Genomic DNA, 13574 nt, shown 5'->3' on the forward strand with positions numbered 1-13574 from the left:
CCACACACGTACGACCGCGGGGAGCCGGCACACGCGCGGGCAGGGGTCAGCGCCGGTGACGGACGCCCCCCGCCTCGCCGTCCTCCCCGGTGGCCGCGCGCCGGCGCCCGCGCAGCGCGAACACACCGCCCGCCAGCAGGGCGACCGCTCCCCCGGCCCCGGCGAACAGTCCCCACGACGAGCCGGCCGAGGCAGGGCCGGCCGCGGCCGCCGAGGCACCCGCCGCCTTCGGCGCCTTCCGCGCGGGCGTCGCGCTCGCCCCGCCCTCGCTGAGCGGATCGACCAGCGAGCCCACCGGCCGCACCTTCGCCGCGTTCTCGAAGCCCCAGTCGAGCAGTCGGGCGGTCTCCTCGTAGACGCCGCTGCCGCCGCTCTTCGGGTGCATCACCGTGACGAGCAGGGTCCGCCCGTCGCGGGTGGCCGCACCGGTGAAGGTGTTGCCCGCGTGGCTGGTGTAGCCGTTCTTCACCCCGATCAGACCGTCGTAGGGCCGCACGCCCCAGGCACCCGTGAGCAGGCGGTCGGTGTTCTGGATCTGGAAGGTCTTCTTGCCGCCGGCGGGGAAGTCGGCGGTCTTCGTCTCGCAGTAGCCGCGGAAGTCGGCGTCGGCGAGGCCGTGCCGGGCGAAGAGTGTCAGGTCGTAGGCGGAGGACAACTGGCCCTTGTGGTCGAACCCGTCGGGGCTGACCACGTGCGTGTCCAGGGCCTGCAGGTCCCTCGCCCTGGCCTGCATCTGCGCGACGGTCACGGCTATGCCGCCGTTCATGTGGCTGAGGACGTGCACCGCGTCGTTGCCCGAGCGCAGGAAGACGCCCTGCCACAACTGCTCGACGGTGTAGGTGATTCCGGGCTTGATGCCGACGAGGCTGGAGCCCGCGGGCACGTCGGCGAGGTCGCCGGCGGTCGCCTTGCGGGTCTCGGTCCGTTCGAACCGCTTCAGCACGGTGTCCGCGAACAGCATCTTCAGGGTGGACGCGGGCGCCAGCCGCCGGTGCGCGTCGTACGCGGCGAGCACCTCGCCGCTCTCGTGGTCCGCGACGAGCCACGCGCGCGCGGTGAGCCGCTCGGGCAGTGCCGAGCCGCCGAGGACCTGGACGCCGCCGCGGCCGAGGCGTTCACCGCCGATCGTGGTGGCGGCGGAAGCGGCCGGGACGCCGGACGCGGCCAGCGGGACGGCCGCCGCGAGACCGAGGGCGGCACGCCGCGACAGCACGGCGGAGCGGGCGGCGGGCACGGCGGCCGCACGCGGGGACGGCGGAGCGGAACGCGGGGTACGCGGCGAGGAATCACGCATCCCGGGACCGTACAAAGCCCGTCCGTGAGACCGTACAGCGGGGTGACAAAGAAAAGGAACGCCAATCCCAAAGGGGCGGCAAAACGGTGTCGCGTGACGGCGCGGGCCCGCCCCGCACGACCGCCCGCCGTCCCACCGGGAGTTGTGTGCCGGGCGGGCCGCCGTTCTTCACCGGGCGCCACTCGACAGGCGGTTTCTGGCAATGAGCCCTGAACGGGTCGGGAATGGGCTGTCTTACGGAATATTGATTTCGGGCTCCGCTTTCTCAGCTCTCGCACATCTCTTGCTCAGCCCCCTCAAAGGTTCCTCCACAGCTTGTGGCCGCGCCCACAGCGGGCGCCAAGAACCTTCGAGGAACGGGATGTTCGGCTTCTGTCTCAAGCGTGCGCCGAGCCGGCGCACGAAGGCGGCGCTGGTGATCGCCCTGGGTTCGGCGCCCGGTATCGCGCTGGTCATCACCGTCGACTCGGTGTCGGCCGGCATGCAGCAGGCGCAGGACAAGGTCCTGAAGTCGCTGTACGGCCTCGGCACCGACATGACCGTCACCGATATCGGCACCCTCTGCGGCGTGGGCCGCTCACCGGCCCAGCAGCCGGTCCACCTCGGCCAGCTGCCCGGCGGTGAGCGGCCCCTTGGCGATCGCGTCCGCGTTCTCCTCGGCCTGGGACACCGAACGGAACCCCGGGATCGGGACGGTGCGGGGGCTGCGCGCCCACAGCCAGGCGAGGGCGCCCTGCGCGAGGGTACGGCCGCCGCTGGTGAGGATCTCCCTGAGGGCGTCGACCCGGGCGAGCCATTCCGGGTCGGCGCCGCCCCGCTCCGTGAAGCCCGGCAGCCACGCGGGCGGCGCGTTGCGGATGTCGCCCGCTTCCAGTGCGCGTCCCGCCGTGTGCTTGCCGGTCAGCAGGCCCATCGCCAGCGGGCTGCGGTTGATGCTGGCGAGCCCCGACTCCTCGCAGAGCAGCAGCAGTTCGGGCGCGTCCTGGAGGACGTTGAGCCGGTGCTGCACGGCCGCGCAGTGCTCACCCTCGGCGAAGACCGCCGCGCGCCCGGGGTCGTCCGTGCTCCACGCGTAGCCGCGGATCAGCCCTTCCCGTACGAACTCCTCGCAGACGTCGCGGAGTTCGGCTCCGCGCTCGGGGTCGGCGTCGGACAGGTGCAGCTGGTACAGATCGATGTAGTCGGTGTCGAGGCGGCGCAGTGAGGCGGTCAGCGCGCGGCGGGCGTAGGCCGGGGAGTCGTCGCTGCCGGTCAGCAGCCGGCGCTCCTCGTCGACGACGTTGCCCCACTTGGTGGCGACGACCACGTCGGACCGCCGCTTGCCCAGGGCCCGCGCGAGCACACGCTCGCTGTGGCCCGCGCCGTACGCGTCGGCCGTGTCGAAGAACGTCACTCCGAGGTCGAGGGCGCGCCGCACCGCCCGTACGGACTCCTCGTCGTCGACCTTGCCCCAGCCCAGGGGCTGCCCGTCGGGGGTCGCCCACTCGCCGCCGATGGCCCAGCAGCCGAAACCGAGGGCACTGACCTCGATCCCGGCACGGCCCAGTGTCCGGGTCTGCGTGCTCTGCTTCTCGATGCTCTCCATGCCCCGGGACGCTAGGACTTGGAGCGCACGCGAAGGCAAGTACCCAGCGGAAAAGGGCCGTTAGGCCTGGCCGGTCTCGAAGCGGGAGATCTTGCCGTCGTCGACGGTGAAGCTCCACTTCGTCTTCATCTCGCCCCAGGTGTCGTTGTTGTAGCGGGCGATGAGGGAGCGACCGCCGTTGGACTCGTTGTCGACGTCCATGTGACCGTGGGTGGAGAAGATCTCCCGGTCGATCCAGTCCTCGAGGTCCCGGTCGGAGCCGTCGTCGGACATCGTGGCGCCGGGCGCCAGGACTGCCTCGAAGGCCTCACGGTCGTGGGCGTTCACGGCGGTGACGAAGGCCCGGACGGCCGGGTCGCTGAGTTTCGCTACCTGAATCGTCATGCCAGACAGAGTCACACCGGTCCCGCCGGGCCGCCACCCGAACGGCGGCCCGGGCACGCCGCGGGCCCGGGATCGGTGCGACGGTGGGGACACGGGAGGGACCGTTGCCACTGCCGTCTGCTCTGGGAGTCACCGTGACCTGTACCGGCACCTGCGTCGACCGAACCGATCTGGGACTGCTGCTGCTCCGTCTGGGGGCCGGTGGGGTGCTCGCCGCGCACGGCACGCAGAAGTTGCTCGGCTGGTTCGGCGGGGGCGGTCTCGAAGGTACCGGCGCCGCCATGGAGGCCATGGGCTATGCGCCCGGAAAGGCGAGCGCGACCGCGGCGGGCCTGGCGGAGGCGGGCGGCGGCACGCTGCTGATGCTGGGCCTGGCGACGCCCGCGGCCGGTGCCGCCGCGGCCGGCGCGATGGCGGGCGCGGCGGCGGTCCACATGCCGAGCGGGTTCTTCGCGAACAGCGGCGGCTACGAGTACGCGGCCTCGCTCGGGCTCACCGCGGCGGGCCTCGCGGTGGCGGGCCCCGGCCGGCTGTCCCTGGACCATCTGCTGCGCCACACGGTCAACCGCGGCTGGATGGTGCCGTTGGCGCTCGGGGCGACGGCGGCCGCGACCGCCGTGGTGGTGGGCGCACGGAACAAGCGGGTGCGCCGGGCCACGGAGGGCGAGCAGGAGACGTTGTTCGACGAATAGCCGAGGGCCGTGCGCCCGCGCGGTGCGGCGGCGGACCTCACGGGGGCGACGCCCGCTCCCCCCGGCCGGCTGCGGGAAGCTGATCCCGTGACAGCCGAAGACGTCTGGGGCACGGTCGACGGCCTGCACGCCTGGCTCGACGCCGACAAGGCGGTCGACGCACCGACGGCCCGCTTCTGCGCATCCTGAAACTGTCGGCGGCACCGGAGCGCCGGGCGGCGGGCCCGCGATCAGCGTGCCGACTCGTCCTTCTCCGGCGCGGACGCCGCGACATGGACTGCGCTTTCTGGACTCCGATCGACCGGTCGGCTGAGGCTCGGACCGCGCCGGCGCCGTCGGCAGGGCGCGTCCGCCCGGGCGGGGCCCGCACGGACCCGGTCGGGGACCGTGGTGGCATGAGGGCAGCGGCCGACTGTCGTCCCCATCGAGATGCCCACCGGCTTCGCCGACCTCGCGCATCTGTGGGAGCCGTCCCTCGCCGGGCAGGGGCCCGTCCCGGGCCGATCCGCAATTCCGCGTCCGCCAGGGTGACAGGCGGGCACGGGCCCGCGACGGCCGCGAACGAACCGTGCCCACGGGCATCCCGAGGGCCTCGGCCGCCTCGCCGTACCCCTCGACGTGCCCGGCGCCCGCGCCCCGCTGGTCACCGACGGCGGCTCCGCCGACCTGTACGGCGACGGCATCAAGGCCGACGACCTCACCCACCCCGAGTGGAAGAAGCCGCGCGCCACCCGGTTCAGGTCACCGGCTGACGCGACGCGAGCGCACCGGCACGGGAGAGGTCTCCGGTGCCGGTGCGCTCGTGTCCCCGCGATGGTGCGGTCAGCCGATCTCGACGAGGAGGTCGCCGCCCTCCACCTGCTGCACCTTGTTGATGGCGAGCCGGGACACCGTGCCGGACCGCCCGGCGGTGATCGCCGCCTCCATCTTCATCGCCTCGATCGTGGCCACCGTGGCACCGGCCTCCACCTGGTCCCCCTCGGCGACCACCAGCGTCACCACTCCGGCGAACGGTGCGGCGACATGGCCGGAGTTGCCGCGGTCGGCCTTCTCGGTCACCGGGACGTCGGAGGCGGCGGCGGTGTCGCGGACCTGGATGGGCCGCAGCTGGCCGTTGAGTGTCGACATCACCGTGCGCATGCCGCGTTCGTCGGCGTCGCCCACCGCCTCCAGCGCGATGAGCAGCCGCACACCGGGCTCCAGGTCGACGGCGTACTCCGTGCCGGGGCGCAGACCGTAGAAGAAGTCCTTGCTGTCCAGCACACCGGTGTCGCCGTAGTTCTGCCGGTGCGTCTCGAAGTCCCGTGTCGGGCCGGGGAACAGCAGCCGGTTGAGTGTCGCGCGGCGGTCCTTGTCCAGCGCCGTACGGTCCTCGGCGCTCAGCTCCTGCACGGGCTTGGGGTCGGCCCGGCCCCGGAGGGCCTTGCTGCGGAACGGCTCCGGCCATCCCCCGGGCGGGCTGCCGAGCTCGCCGCGCAGGAAGCCGATGACGGAGTCGGGGATGTCGAACCGGTCCGGCGTCTCCTCGAAGCGGTCCGGCGACACCCCGGCGCCCACCAGGTGCAGCGCCAGGTCGCCGACCACCTTCGACGACGGGGTGACCTTCACCAGCCGGCCGAGGATGCGGTCGGCGGCGGCGTACATCTTCTCGATGTCCTCGAAGCGGTCGCCGAGGCCCAGCGCGACGGCCTGGGTCCGCAGGTTGGACAGCTGTCCGCCGGGGATCTCGTGGTGGTAGACGCGCCCGGTCGGCGAGGCGAGACCCGCCTCGAAGGGGGCGTAGACCCGGCGCACGCTCTCCCAGTACGGCTCCAGGTCCCCGACCGCCTGGAGGTCGAGTCCGGTCGGCCGCGCGGAGTGGTCGGTGGCGGCGACGATCGCCGACAGCGAAGGCTGCGAGGTGGTGCCCGCCATCGACGCCACCGCGCCGTCCACCGCGTCCGCCCCGGCCTGGATCGCGGCGAGGTAGGTCGCGAGCTGGCCGCCCGCGGTGTCGTGTGTGTGGACGTGCACCGGCAGGTCGAACTCGCGGCGCAGCGCCGAGACGAGCGTCGCCGCGGCCGGGGCGCGCAGCAGGCCCGCCATGTCCTTGACGGCCAGGACGTGCGCGCCGGCGGCGACGATCTGCTCGGCGAGGCGGAGGTAGTAGTCGAGCGTGTAGAGCTTCTCGGAGGGGTCGGACAGGTCGGAGGTGTAGCAGAGGGCGACCTCGGCGACGGCCGTCCCGGTCTCACGCACGGCGTCGATGGCGGGCCGCATCTGCCCGACGTCGTTCAGGGCGTCGAAGATCCGGAAGATGTCGATGCCGGTGGCCGCGGCCTCCTGGACGAACGCGTCCGTCACCTCGGTGGGGTACGGCGTGTAGCCGACCGTGTTGCGTCCGCGCAGCAGCATCTGGAGGCAGATGTTGGGGACTTCCTCGCGGATGGCGGCGAGCCGCTCCCACGGGTCCTCGGCGAGGAAGCGCAGGGCGACGTCGTAGGTGGCGCCGCCCCAGCACTCGAGGGACAGCAGCTGCGGCAGGGTGCGTGCCACCACCGGGGCGACGGCGAGCATGTCCTTGGTCCGTACGCGGGTGGCCAGCAGCGACTGGTGGGCGTCGCGGAACGTGGTGTCCGTGACGCCGATGGCCGGCGACTCGCGCAGCCATCGCGCGAACCCCTCGGGCCCCAGTTCGGTCAGGCGCTGCCGGGAACCGGCGGGCGGCTCGCCGGCGGGCAGCGGGGGCAGTTTGGTGACGGGGTCGATCAGTTGGGGCCGCTCGCCGTGCGGCTTGTTCACGGTGACGTCGGCGAGGTAGGTGAGCAGCTTGGTGCCGCGGTCGGCGGAGTGGCGTGCGGTGAGCAGCTGCGGGCGCTGCTCGATGAACGACGTCGTCACCCGCCCTTCCCGGAAGTCCGGGTCGTCCAGCACCGCCTGGAGGAAGGGGATGTTGGTGGCGACGCCGCGGATGCGGAACTCGGCGACCGCGCGCCGGGCACGGCCGATCGCGGCCTTGAAGTCCCGGCCGCGGCAGGTGAGTTTGACGAGCATCGAGTCGAAGTGCGCGCTGATCTCGGTACCCGCGTGGGTGGTGCCGCCGTCCAGGCGGATGCCCGAGCCGCCGGGCGAGCGGTAGGCGCTGATGCGTCCGGTGTCGGGGCGGAAGCCGTTGGCCGGGTCCTCGGTGGTGATACGGCATTGGAGCGCGGCACCGCGCAGGGTGATGCTCTCCTGCGACAGCCCGAGGTCGGCCAGGCTCTCGCCGGCCGCGATGCGCATCTGGGCCTGGACCAGGTCGACATCGGTGACCTCCTCGGTCACCGTGTGCTCGACCTGGATGCGCGGGTTCATCTCGATGAAGACGTGGTTGCCGTCGCGGTCGAGCAGGAACTCGACGGTGCCGGCGTTGCGGTAGCCGATCTCGCGGGCGAACCGCACCGCGTCGGCGCAGATCCGGTCCCGCAGTGCGGGGTCGAGGTTCGGCGCGGGCGCGATCTCGATGACCTTCTGGTGGCGGCGCTGGAGCGAACAGTCGCGCTCGTAGAGGTGGATCACGCCGCCCTGCCCGTCGGCGAGGATCTGCACCTCGATGTGGCGGGGTTCGACGACGGCCTTCTCCAGGAAGACCGTCGGGTCGCCGAACGCCGAGGCCGCCTCGCGGGCCGCCGCCTCGATGGCGTCGCGCAGCGACGCGGGGTCCTCGACCCGGCGCATGCCGCGCCCGCCGCCGCCCGCGACCGCCTTGACGAACACCGGGAAGCCGACCTCGTCCGCGGCACGGACCAGTTCGTCGACGTCGGTGGAGGGCGCCGAGGATCCCAGTACCGGAACGCCGGCCGCGCGGGCGGCGGCCACGGCGCGGGCCTTGTTGCCGGTGAGTTCCAGGGTGTCGGCGCTGGGGCCGACGAACGTGATGCCCGCCTCCTCGCACGCGCGGGCCAGGTCCGGGTTCTCGGACAGGAACCCGTATCCGGGGTAGACCGCGTCCGCGCCCGCCCGGCGCGCGGCCCGGACGATCTCCTCGACGGAGAGGTAGGCGCGCACGGGGTGCCCTGGTTCACCGATCTCGTATGCTTCGTCGGCCTTGAGCCGGTGCAACGAGTTGCGGTCCTCGTGCGGGAAGACGGCGACGGTTCTCGCGCCCAGCTCGAAGCCGGCCCGGAACGCGCGAATCGCGATCTCACCGCGGTTGGCGACCAGCACCTTGCGGAACATCCTTGGATCCCTTCAGCCTGCCGGTGACGCCCCCCATCGTGTCGACGTGGGCCCCTCGGTGCCATGTAACTCGCGTCACTCGGGTGGGGCACATACGCATATGGCCCGCCGAATCACCCGGATCGCGGGGGTGCGACGGCCGGGAACATGACGTGGTGTCCCCGCACGGCGGCCGAGGAGGCCGGATCGAGCGGTGCTTCCGGGTGCCTACCCGGTTTTCCGCGACGCATGATCGAGATTTCGGTGCGTGCGGGCCAGCATGAAGCGGGCCATGAAGGGGTGAACCCGTCTCACGACGCCCCAGTAGAGCCTGGATCGCCACGCGTGCGTCTTCACCGAGCTGCACAGGAACACGTACGTGTCGTCGACGACGATCGAGGCCCAGGCGTCGAGACCGGCGGTGCTCACGTCCAACAGCACCTCGCCGTCCCGCCGCGCCGCGATCGGGAAGGCGTCACGCAGGACGCCCGTCCAGGCCGCGGGATCGCGCGGCATCCCGGGCCGCAGCTCCACGGCATACGCGTCCTGGTAGTCGGGCCGGTCCAGCGCCGCCCTGATCAGCCGTGCACCTTCGGGGAACTCCACCGCCACGGGCCTGTTCCTGAGCATCGCGCACCTCCATACGCCAGCGTACGGAAACCATACGGTAGCGTATGGTCATGGAGCGGCGGCGGCAGGCGAAGAAGTCCAGACTCAGCGCGGACGACTGGGCCGACGCCGCGCTCGCCGCCATCGGTGCGGGCGGCGGCCTCGCGGCGGTGGCGGTCGAACCGCTCGCCGCCCGCCTGGGCGCCACGAAGGGCAGCTTCTACTGGCACTTCGGCAACCGCGAGGCACTGATCGAGGCAGCGCTCGCCCGCTGGGTCGAAACGGACACCGAGCAGATCATCGCCGCGATGCAGACCGAGCCGGACCCGGAGAAGCGCCTGCGCCGTCTGTTCACCGAGGTCACCTGGCCGGCCGAGCGCGACCCGCTCGAACTCTCCCTGCTCGCCAGCGTCGGCCATCCCCAGGTCGCCGCCGCACTCGAACAGGTCACGGAGCGCCGGATCGGCTACCTGGCCGGGCTCTTCACCGAACTCGGCTTCACCGACACCGAGGCACGGCGGCGGGGCCTGATGGCCTACAACTTCTACCTGGGTCACACCCAGCTCGGCCACGCCGTCCCGTCCGCGCTGCCCTCGGCCGAGGAGTTCCCGGGGTATGTGGAGGCGGTGGTGGGGGTGCTGCTTCGGCGTGCGTAGCCGGGGTGGCCGGGCAGCCTCGACTCCTTACCCGGCCGCCCGGCCCCCGTCGCGCCGGCGCGGTGGCCGGGTCACCGGGTGCGGCGGCGTGCGGCCGCCACTCGGTGGCCGGGTCACCGGGTACGGCGGATGCGGCCACCACTCGGTGGCCGGGTCACCGGTACAGCGGACGCGCTACCGGGGGTGTCCGCAGCGGGCCGGCACGTCAGGGAGCCTTCGGGCTCGGCGAGCACCGACCTGCCTGCCTGACTGCACACCCGTGCGCTGACGTGCCGGTCGAGCCGCTCGCCCTCGGCCCCCCACACCTCCCCCATGCCTACGGCACCGCACATTCTCAGCCGTTACGACGCGCCCGGCCGGCCCACTCGGCCGCCGAGGCCTTCGGGGACCCCTCCCTCGCGGTCCGCCGGTCAGGAATCCTGCAGTTGGGTCGGGGTGAAGTGAGACAACTCATGGGAGGGATCACGCCATCTCGCACTTCACTGCGTTGCGCCCGCAATGTTGATACGAGAGCATGTTCGACGCCTCGTGAGACGTGCGTGACGCGCGGGAACTGTTTGGGGACAGGACAGAGCGCCGCAATGGTCGAACAGGGGTGGCAGGCAGGGTGATTGACACGGGGGTGGGTGCGTGAAGTTCGACATGGGGTCGTCGACCCTGGCGGATCTCGGCAAGAGCACGGTCGGGTCGACAGAGGACCTGGGCACGCTGATCCGGTGGCTGGTGCAGGCGGCGGAGCCGCTGGAGGGGAAGTTCAACGGGGCCGGGAAGGCCGCGTTCGACTCGTTCAAGGCGCACACGGACGAGATCACCAACGCTTTGAACGGGTCGCTCGGCGCGATCCTGGGCGGCCAGTCCGGCATGGACACCGCGTTCGGCTCGGGCGACCTGGAGCAGCAGGACAACGCCCACCAGAACATGGGCCAGTCCAACTTCGACGCGGCCCGCTTCGGCGCCCGATAGCCGCCCACACAGGGGGAACTTGACGATGAGCCAGAACCAGGACCGCCGCTCCTACGACACCGGCGCCTCCGGCGAGGTGCAGGGCAGTTTGCAGGGCATCATCGGCCAGCTGGAGCGCGTCCTCGGCGACCGCGACCGCGCGGTGCAGGCAGCGATGGCCGACTTCACCGCCGACGGCGTCGCCGACGAGTACCACGGCAAGGAAAAGCGCTGGAACCACGCCGCGAACGAGGTCCGCGACATCATCCGCCTCGTACGCACCACGCTCGAGCAGAACGACGGGACCGCGCAGTCGACCATGGCCAAGGCCCGGGCCGCCGTCGACAACATCGGTTGAGACGGTGACACTCCGGGCTGCGGTGGCTGAAGCGGCCCGAAGCAAGGGAGTTCGGGGCCTACGGGGATACGGGGACTTTTGGTGACTGCTTGGGATATATCTCCCTCGGGCGTGCAGGGCGTGCTCACCAACACCGCCACGGCGGCCGAGGGACTGTCGAACGTCGGCAAGGCGCTGGAGACGACGGTGCCGAGTGCCGCCAAGTCGGCGGGGACCATCGAGCAGGGCGGCGTGGAGAAGAGCGGTACGCAGGGGCCGGTGGCAGCGGCGCTGGGTGAGTTCTTCAACGCGTACCAGAAGGATCTGATGTACGTGGCGAAGCGGACGTCGAACTCGATCAACGGGGCGGCCACCGCCACCAATGAGTACATCAAGGGCGACCTGGAGATGGCCGCGAAGGCCCAGCAGGAGGCGCTCAAGGAGCCCAAGATCGACCTGCCCGGCGCGGGTGGGAAGCAGGGCGCAAAATGGGCCCGCAACTGATAGACCCGGAGGGGATTCCCCAGTTCACCGGGGATCTGGAGCAATTAGGCCTGGACGCGGTGGTGCTGGGGGCGGAGGCCGGCGTGTTCCGAGCCTCGGGGGCGGATGTGCATTCCACCTTCCAGGGGTTGTCGGCGTTCTACGCGGCTCCGGAGGCGGACCAGTTGTTCGCCACCACCGCCCCCGTTGCCACCAAGTCCGATGCCTTCGCAGATGACTTGGAGAAAGTGGGCGCCGCGTTGAGCGCCTACGAGGACGAGATTCGCCCGCTGGTGAGCAAACTCAAAAGCCTCAAGGAGCGGGCCCAAACGTTCCGCAACGACATCGCGGGGGACGACCACTGGCGCGAGGACGACGACAACGTCCAGCTCAACAACGATCTGGTGCATGACGTCAACGCCGCCACGGCGGCGTTCTGGCAGGCGGAGATCACCTGTCACAACAAGATCACCGCTCTGGTCCACGGCACCACACTCATCATTGAGGACGGTGCCGCCAAGCGGTGGCTGAACCGGGGCACATCGCTGTACGGCTTCACCGCGGACGTCCTCGATCAGTCCGAGAAGCTGCCCTGGGGCAAGACGGTCGAGAAGGAGCGCCACGGCCTGGACTGGCTCGGTCACGAGCTCACCGAGTTCGGCAAGGGCTTCGTCATCGACGGCGTGTGGGGCACCATCAAGGGCCTGGGCACCCTCGTCGGATTCGACGGCCTGGACGCCATGGGGCAGGCCTGGGACGGACTGGGCAAGCTGGCCACCGGCGCCCTCATCTCCGCCACCCCGCTCGGGTACGCCTACTGGCTGGTCCCCGACGACAAACTCCCCTCCTACCTACGCGAATCCCGCCAGGCTGTGGTCGACACCGGCAAGGCGCTGGTGGCTTACGACCAGTGGGGCAAGAACCCCTCGCGTGCCGCGGGCGCGGTCACCTTCAACGTGCTGACCACGGTATTCTCCGGCGGTGCCGGGGCTGCCGCCAAGGGCGGCGCCGCGGCCCGCACGGTTGCCGTCCTCGGCAAGGCAGGCAAACTCGTCGACCCGATCACATACATCGGCAAAGCCACCAAGTTCGGCACGGTCAAGGTCGCCGACCTGTTCAGCAGCCTCAGGAACGTCCGCGCCGGCACGTACACGGACATCCTCGGCGGCGCGGGCAAGGTGCAGCCCGACGGCAGCGTCCTCGAGATCGCTGACGACGCCCCCGACGTGGTCGGCAACCACATCGAATGGCCCGACGGCACCCGCCTCAACCTCGACGACGGCTCCGTCATCAAAGCCGACGGCACCAAGCCGGAAGCCCACGTCGAACTATCTGCCGCCGACCGCACCATGCTGGAACAGAACCTTGCCCACCGCGATCCTGCCCTGGTGGGCGCGCATGCCGGTGACGATGCCACCGGGGCCGTCGGGCGGGCTGGAGACGCCGTGCCCGGCAGGACGACCAGGCTTCCCGGCGAATCGGGCAGCCACATGGCAGGCGGCGGCGCTCACGACTCGGGACGCAGTCCGTCCGCCAGTCGCCAATCGCCTGCCGACTCGCCACGCGGCGCCACTTCCTCACACGGTGACGGTCCGACCGGTAGCCACAGTGACAGCCCCTCAGGCGGGCACGACCACAGCCCCACAGGTGCCGGCCACGACGGACCGATGGGCGGCGGCGGTCAGCCCCCACCGCATGACGGACACACAGAGCCGGGCGGTACTCCGCACAGCCCCGTCGACGAGATTGCTCCGGAGCGGTACAGCAGGGGCCCGGAGACTGCGGGTTCGCCCTCAGAGCCGATGCGTCCCGAGCAGGAAGCAGGACTCATCGAGGAGCTCAGCCGAGCAAAGATGGCCCCCCAGGACCAGGCTCGCGTGATCCGCACTCTGAGCAAGGAGCCGTTCGGCGCCGATGTCGCGGACCTGATCTCTCGTGGGCATCTCAGCGGTGTGAAGAACTACGACGAGATCCTCAAGATGTGCAAGCAGGGCGCCAGTAAGTCCAACAAGAGCATGGTCCCTGCCGCATACATGGCGTTGAAGCATGCAACGGAGCTGCAGAGCCGTGGTTTTTCCGATCTCGCGTTCGAGCTCAAGGACGATGTGACCGGCCTCGATCTGGATGTCACCACGCTCCACGCCGACGGCACACCGCATTACGGCTACCAGCTCAAGGACGTCGACAACATCGAGGGAATCAAGAGCGCGGCCAAGAAGGCTGCCGGGCAGCTCAAACCCGGTACGGCCGATGGGAAGATCGCCATCCTGGATGTGCATCAATCGATCACGGACCTCAACGCTAAGATGTTCAAGGAAGCCGAGTTTCAGGCCAGGAGAGCAGGGGCCACGTTCTACCTGCGCTTCAATGACGGATCCGTAACTGTCCCGCCCAACGGCCCCGTTTTCCCGTAAGG

Annotated in this window: 11 protein-coding genes and 1 pseudogene; 7 read left to right on the plus strand and 5 right to left on the minus strand. The window is 71.0% G+C overall.

Features of this window, described 5'->3' with window-relative positions; genetic code table 11:
• Positions 1 to 46: 46 nt before the first annotated feature.
• Complete coding sequence (locus H305_RS45670; RefSeq protein WP_078629026.1) at positions 47 to 1294, minus strand: D-alanyl-D-alanine carboxypeptidase family protein; 1248 nt, start codon at positions 1292 to 1294, stop codon at positions 47 to 49.
• Between the two features lie 361 nt (positions 1295 to 1655).
• On the opposite strand from H305_RS45670, the pseudogene H305_RS54705 reads away from it, so the two are divergent.
• Positions 1656 to 1841, plus strand: a pseudogene (locus H305_RS54705) (ABC transporter permease); the annotation flags it as partial.
• Between the two features lie 30 nt (positions 1842 to 1871).
• Here H305_RS54705 and H305_RS0113230 read toward each other — a convergent pair.
• Both H305_RS0113230 and H305_RS0113235 read right to left on the minus strand, forming a co-directional pair.
• Entirely contained in the window at positions 1872 to 2879 is a 1008-nt protein-coding gene (locus H305_RS0113230; protein ID WP_028800817.1) for an aldo/keto reductase, read from the minus strand.
• A gap of 60 nt (positions 2880 to 2939) precedes the next feature.
• Positions 2940 to 3263 carry a hypothetical protein gene (locus tag H305_RS0113235; RefSeq protein WP_028800818.1) on the minus strand — a complete coding sequence of 108 codons (324 nt, stop codon included), beginning with the start codon at positions 3261 to 3263 and terminating at the stop codon, positions 2940 to 2942.
• Between the two features lie 134 nt (positions 3264 to 3397).
• On the opposite strand from H305_RS0113235, the gene H305_RS0113240 reads away from it, so the two are divergent.
• Positions 3398 to 3955, plus strand: a complete 558-nt coding sequence (locus H305_RS0113240; protein WP_037763749.1) for a DoxX family protein — start codon at positions 3398 to 3400, stop codon at positions 3953 to 3955.
• An 822-nt stretch (positions 3956 to 4777) separates the two neighbouring features.
• Here the strand turns inward: H305_RS0113240 and H305_RS0113250 are convergent.
• Both H305_RS0113250 and H305_RS45680 read right to left on the minus strand, forming a co-directional pair.
• Positions 4778 to 8152, minus strand: a complete 3375-nt coding sequence (locus H305_RS0113250; protein WP_028800820.1) for a pyruvate carboxylase — start codon at positions 8150 to 8152, stop codon at positions 4778 to 4780.
• Positions 8153 to 8359: 207 nt separating this feature from the next.
• Complete coding sequence (locus tag H305_RS45680; RefSeq protein ID WP_078629027.1) at positions 8360 to 8761, minus strand: DUF2867 domain-containing protein; 402 nt, start codon at positions 8759 to 8761, stop codon at positions 8360 to 8362.
• 50 nt (positions 8762 to 8811) lie between these two features.
• Here H305_RS45680 and H305_RS0113260 point away from each other — a divergent pair, with 50 nt between their 5' ends.
• The 5 genes from H305_RS0113260 (at position 8812) to H305_RS0113280 (ending at position 13572) form a co-directional block, all read left to right on the plus strand.
• A complete protein-coding gene (locus H305_RS0113260; protein WP_420708056.1) occupies positions 8812 to 9396 on the plus strand; it encodes a TetR/AcrR family transcriptional regulator in 585 nt (194 codons plus the stop codon).
• Positions 9397 to 10026: 630 nt separating this feature from the next.
• The gene (locus H305_RS0113265; protein ID WP_028800822.1) at positions 10027 to 10359 is read left to right on the plus strand and encodes a hypothetical protein; all 333 of its coding nucleotides are present in this window, start codon (positions 10027 to 10029) and stop codon (positions 10357 to 10359) included.
• Between the two features lie 25 nt (positions 10360 to 10384).
• Positions 10385 to 10696, plus strand: a complete 312-nt coding sequence (locus H305_RS0113270; RefSeq protein WP_028800823.1) for a pore-forming ESAT-6 family protein — start codon at positions 10385 to 10387, stop codon at positions 10694 to 10696.
• An 81-nt stretch (positions 10697 to 10777) separates the two neighbouring features.
• A complete protein-coding gene (locus tag H305_RS45685; protein ID WP_063611329.1) occupies positions 10778 to 11179 on the plus strand; it encodes a DUF6507 family protein in 402 nt (133 codons plus the stop codon).
• A complete protein-coding gene (locus tag H305_RS0113280; RefSeq protein ID WP_028800824.1) occupies positions 11164 to 13572 on the plus strand; it encodes a hypothetical protein in 2409 nt (802 codons plus the stop codon). The genes H305_RS45685 and H305_RS0113280 overlap by 16 nt, the downstream gene beginning before the upstream one ends.
• Positions 13573 to 13574 lie beyond the last annotated feature (2 nt).

The sequence above is a fragment of the Streptomyces sp. 142MFCol3.1 genome, from assembly GCF_000424945.1.
Taxonomy (GTDB): Bacteria; Actinomycetota; Actinomycetes; order Streptomycetales; family Streptomycetaceae; genus Streptomyces; species Streptomyces siamensis.